5 protein-coding genes are annotated in these 4,306 nt (G+C 44.1%); 3 read left to right on the forward strand and 2 right to left on the reverse strand.

The window, feature by feature from the left end; genetic code table 11:
- Positions 1 to 175, reverse strand: a 175-nt coding sequence (locus tag K8R76_10530; protein MCD4848611.1) for an SDR family NAD(P)-dependent oxidoreductase, incomplete at its 3' end; no start/stop codon positions are given.
- 34 nt (positions 176 to 209) lie between these two features.
- Complete coding sequence (locus K8R76_10535) at positions 210 to 491, reverse strand: hypothetical protein (GenBank protein ID MCD4848612.1); 282 nt, start codon at positions 489 to 491, stop codon at positions 210 to 212.
- Positions 492 to 710: 219 nt separating this feature from the next.
- Between K8R76_10535 and K8R76_10540 the strand changes: the two genes are divergently transcribed.
- The 3 genes from K8R76_10540 to K8R76_10550 form a co-directional block, all read left to right on the forward strand.
- Complete coding sequence (locus K8R76_10540; GenBank protein MCD4848613.1) at positions 711 to 2,249, forward strand: sigma 54-interacting transcriptional regulator; 1,539 nt, start codon at positions 711 to 713, stop codon at positions 2,247 to 2,249.
- Between the two features lie 186 nt (positions 2,250 to 2,435).
- The gene (locus K8R76_10545; protein MCD4848614.1) at positions 2,436 to 3,107 is read left to right on the forward strand and encodes a hypothetical protein; all 672 of its coding nucleotides are present in this window, start codon (positions 2,436 to 2,438) and stop codon (positions 3,105 to 3,107) included.
- A gap of 280 nt (positions 3,108 to 3,387) precedes the next feature.
- Positions 3,388 to 4,306 (forward strand): diguanylate cyclase (locus K8R76_10550; protein ID MCD4848615.1); only part of this gene is annotated, 919 nt, incomplete at its 3' end.

Consider the following 4,306-nt stretch of genomic DNA (forward strand, 5'->3'; position numbering starts at 1 on the left):
CAAGAATTATTGGACTAAGTCTGTCAGATGCTTCTTCTTTCAAATTATCGCCATCCGCTTGTTTACGTACTCCGGCATAAACTTTAAATCCTAATTTATCCAGATGAAGGGCGCAGGCTTTGCCAATTCCGGATGATGTTCCTGTAATTACTACCGCTTTGCTATCTTCCATCATTCGACTCCTTTTTGACAATATTAGAACGCAACATTCAACTCTGCATCTCAATCCATGCACTATGGTTTACCAGGCCATGTTCTTTTAACGCGGAAGTCAAATCTAAACCCAATCGACTCCCGCTAGCCTTCACCTTTTCTGAATCATGAATCAAATGAATTCTGAGATCAGTTTCCACTGTTATATGGCTGTACACCTTTATTTTCTGATGTCTCGTTTCCCTGTTTACTTCATTAACCAGATCCTGTAGTTGCGATTTCATCAACTCCCGATCGCTATCTACTGATCGAAACTCGATGATTTCTAACCATTTCATAATACCCTCTCTATCGTTTTGCTTTTTGGTTGACATTGTATTGTTCAGTTATGCAAGAATTGTACCAAATCATATAGTCATTAATATCAATAAGTTACAATTTATGATTTTGCTGAATTGCCAAATGTGACAATTTTACTTGTCAAATACGGTGAAAATGCTTACATTTACCATATACGGTGATATCATCAGGAATTAGAAATAGAAAGAGCAATAAAAATGGATGAAAACGAATTTTTCCGACAGTCAGCATTACGTATATGTGGGAATCTGGCAATTGAAGAAGCAATGTTTTCCACCTTGCAGTATCTTCGGCAGGCAATGCCTGTTGACAGGATGTTTCTGCAGTGTTTTGACCAGGGCTTTGGTGCGATGCGAACAATTGCCACTGCCACTCAATCGGAATACCGCAAATTAGACCTGTTGACTCCTTTATCTGAGGAAGCAAGAGCATCTGCCGGACTGAAGAACCTGCCATCTATGTCTGACATATCTATTTTTGAAGATTCCGAGAAATATGCGATAAGCCGGGAAATGCTCAAGTTTCACAGCGTACAGTGTTCCTCTCTCATGGTCATGCTTCTAAAGTCAAAAAGCCGGATCCTGGGAAGCCTGGTACTCGTTTCAGAAGGCAAAGAGAAATTTACTGAGAAGCATGCAAAAATGTTGTCCCTGCTGAAGGAACCATTTGTGATTGCTTTATCCAACACACTGAAACACCGGGAGGTCCTCAAACTGAAGGATTTGCTTGCCGACGATAACCGATATCTTCATGGAGAGCTTCGACGTCTATCCGGAGATGAGATAGTCGGGGCCAACTTCGGTTTGAAAGATGCCATGGACAGAATTCGACAGGTGGCGGCACTCGATAGCCCGGTATTACTCCTGGGTGAGACCGGAGTTGGCAAGGATGTGATCGCCAACGCAATCCATTATTCATCTACTCGCAGAGATGGTCCCTTCATCAATGTGAATTGCGGCGCTATTCCGGAAACTCTGATCGACAGCGAACTCTTCGGACATGAAAAAGGCGCTTTCACCGGTGCCCTGTCGCAGAAACGGGGACGCTTCGAACGCGCAGATAAAGGGACGATTCTGCTCGATGAAATCGGAGAACTGCCGCCCCTGGCGCAGGTGCGGTTATTGAGAGTACTGCAAGACAAAGAAATTGAACGGGTTGGCGGCACCAAAATCATTCCGCTGGACATAAGAATCATTGCCGCCACTAATCGCAATCTGGAAGAGATGGTGAAAACCAATCAATTCCGCGAGGATTTATGGTTTCGGATAAACGTATTTCCCATCTGGATACCACCACTCCGCGAAAGAAAATCCGATATTCCTGCACTAATGCAGCATTTTATCATCCTGAAAGCCAAGGAACTAAAATTGCCTGGCATTCCCGCGCTTTCCCCCGGTGCTATTGTCCCTCTCATGGAGTACCACTGGCCGGGCAACGTTCGTGAGCTGCAAAATGTCGTGGAGCGTGCTTTGATACTCAACCCGGGCGGTCCTCTAACCTTCAAACATCTGAATCTGCAGCAACAGCAAAAAACCTCAGATTCACCAGAACTGACTATCGAGCCGGATAATCTTGATGAGGTGATCTCCCGGCATATTAGGCAAGCATTGTCCAAAGTGAATGGCAAGATTCATGGCCCTGGCGGAGCTGCTGAACTGCTGGGAATAAATCCAAGCACGCTCAGGAATCGGATGGATAAATTAGGGATTGATTACGGACGGGGAAGCAGAGACTGAACAACCCGTTCCTGTTGAAGTGAACGAATGAATTTCGACCGAATGGATTACTCCCGGTCCAGTAGTTATCATATAAGCAGATTCGCAATCATTGTGATTGACCAGGGAGAGTATCAGAAGGTATATTAAATAAAAGTAGGTATATTGAGGTAAAAAGAACGGATGTAGTGTTTAGGGAGGTGCTTAATGAAATTTTCTTTATCTCTGTTATTTATAATTGGAGCTTCTTTATATGCTGATGAGCCTTATATTCTGAGATCATATCATACTCAGAGAACTGATCCAGTTGCCATTGGTGAATTGGTTTATTCGCAGGTTGGTTCCTTTGTAAGCTGTATCGGTATCAATAGTTGGAGCAATCAATGGCTCTGTGATGACTTCGTGCTCGATGGCGACTACTATTTAACAGATATCTATACCTGGATGGTCTGGACAGGTGGGCCAGCCTCAACTATGAACCTTGTGATCTCCGAGGATGATCTAAACGATTCTGATCCCAATACCAACACAGATGTATGGGTTGAAAGCGTTCCATGTATTAACTTTTTCACAGGTGATACCATATGGGGGTATGACATATATGAGACCCACTGCATAATCGACGCAGATCTTTATCCAGAGCTTTATGAAGGTATTCATTACTACTTTGAAATGCAGGCTGAAGTTCCAGATGGCTGCTTCACTTTTGTTAGTGATAATTGCATTGGTGATCCATGCTGGTATGATGATGGCGGCGGTGTCTGGGTCGAGGGCTGGAACTATTTCGGATTTCCCGCGGACATGTTATTCGTTTTCTACGGAGAGCCTCTCAACGCTCTTGAATCCGAAACCTGGGGCAGCATCAAGACACTATTCTGAACTAGTCCGCATAATCGGGACACCTCACAGAGTTAGTCTTCCCAGGGTTAATCACACAGGGAACCATTCTTTCTTTCAGTGGACACGCAGCCGAGCCTGCATGTCCCCATCCATGGATTCAGCGTTCATATCGAATAAAACAGGAACATCTCAAGTATATCCTTTGTGAATAACCTGATCATTGAACAGCAATATCAACTGATGATTGCATTACTTTCCTGATGAATCGATTTGCAGTATAGTTAAATGAAAACTGCAATGGTTAGACATGGGGTCTAAGATGAACAACATTGGTATAGAGTATATCGATGATCTCAGCGGTCTTTATAACCGTCGTTACCTGAACAGGACCGCTCTCGAGTACATACGGGAAGCGGGTCTGAAAAAAAGCTTTCTTTCAGTGGTCCTTATCGACCTTGATCATTTCAAGAACATTAATGACACATATGGTCACTCCGTGGGTGATGACGTTCTAATTGAATACGCTGCTTTTCTCAGGGATCTTCTCAGGAAGAATGACACTGTTTATCGATATGGTGGGGACGAGTTCATTTGCATACTGCCGGATACCAGATACAAGCAGGCTGCCAGAATATCATCCCGCATTCTGGAGCAGTGCCATTCCAGGGAGTTTTCAAAGATAAGGTTGACCTGCAGCATTGGCATAGCATCATTTCCAATCGATGGGCAAGACTGGATCTCCATCTTCAATACCTCTGATCGCCGTCTCTACAGTGCGAAAAGACACGGCAGAGATCGGATTGGCGCTTTCAGGAAAGAAGACAGGAGACTAACTACTCCGACAAGGGAAATAGTTGGACGGAAAGAGGAGATGGACAAAATCAGTGATGTTATCAACCATACTGATGATACAGGCATGAGAGCGGTCTGCGTTAGCGGGGAGATAGGTATTGGTAAAACACGACTGGTTCATGAAATCGTGAAAGAGTCAGAGGATGAGGATATCACATTTCTGGAGAGCAATCTTTCAGCAACGACAAGGTCCATACCCTACTATCCATTCAGAGAGGTCGTCCGGAGTGTTTTCAGAGAAAAAGGCAGGAAGAGCATTGAAGGAATTCCCCAGGCTTTTCTGATAGAGCTTACGAAAATCATACCCGAGTTGTCTGATGAACTCGTGGATCTGGACAAAAGCATATTCATGCTTGACAAGTTCAGGCTTTATGAAGGAATACGCA

The sequence above is a fragment of the Candidatus Aegiribacteria sp. genome (assembly GCA_021108435.1).
Classification (GTDB): Bacteria; Fermentibacterota; Fermentibacteria; order Fermentibacterales; family JCC-6; genus Aegiribacteria.

Bases quoted from the DNA above. Each gene is read 5' to 3' on its own strand.
- K8R76_10535 (MCD4848612.1), bottom strand. From the start codon at position 491: ATGAAATGGTTAGAAATCATCGAGTTTCGATCAGTAGATAGCGATCGG.
- K8R76_10540 (MCD4848613.1), top strand. From the start codon at position 711: ATGGATGAAAACGAATTTTTCCGACAGTCAGCATTACGTATATGTGGG.
- K8R76_10545 (MCD4848614.1), top strand. From the start codon at position 2,436: ATGAAATTTTCTTTATCTCTGTTATTTATAATTGGAGCTTCTTTATAT.